General features: G+C 42.1%; 4 tRNA genes. All 4 read right to left on the reverse strand.

Annotated features, from left to right (window positions below):
* A tRNA-Val gene (locus tag I6F50_RS20175) sits at positions 1 to 76 on the reverse strand.
* A gap of 29 nt (positions 77 to 105) precedes the next feature.
* Positions 106 to 197 (reverse strand) — tRNA-OTHER (locus I6F50_RS20180).
* 31 nt (positions 198 to 228) lie between these two features.
* Positions 229 to 304, reverse strand: a tRNA-Val gene (locus tag I6F50_RS20185).
* Positions 305 to 465: 161 nt separating this feature from the next.
* Positions 466 to 541, reverse strand: a tRNA-Val gene (locus tag I6F50_RS20190).
* Position 542: the final 1 nt, after the last annotated feature.

Raw genomic sequence — 542 nt, forward strand, 5'->3', positions numbered from 1 at the left:
TGGTGGGTGATACTGGACTTGAACCAGTGACCCTCGCCTTGTAAGGGCGATGCTCTCCCAACTGAGCTAATCACCCACATATAAATTAAAACGCTACTATTAAAATAAATAGTACTGGACTTGAACCAGTGAACTTCGCCGTTACTTGTCAATAGCGGTGATGCTCTCTTTTTTCTAACTGAGCTAATCACCCATTTAGATTTTTGTAATATACACCATTTTAAAAAATGGTGGGTCGTACTGGACTTGAACCAGTGACCCTCGCCTTGTAAGGGCGATGCTCTCCCAACTGAGCTAACGACCCGTATTACATGCTACTACCTATATAGATAGTACTGGACTTTAACCAGTGAACCTCGCCATCTTTTATTAAAAGCGATGATGCTCTCTTATCTTGTAACTGAGCTAACGACCCATATTACAATTTTAGTACGCAACTATTGATATAATAATAGGTTTTATATGTGGTGGGTGATACTGGACTTGAACCAGTGACCCTCGCCTTGTAAGGGCGATGCTCTCCCAACTGAGCTAATCACCCA

The sequence above is a fragment of the Pseudoalteromonas sp. NZS127_1 genome (genome assembly GCF_015864295.1).
Taxonomy (GTDB): Bacteria; Pseudomonadota; Gammaproteobacteria; order Enterobacterales; family Alteromonadaceae; genus Pseudoalteromonas; species Pseudoalteromonas arctica.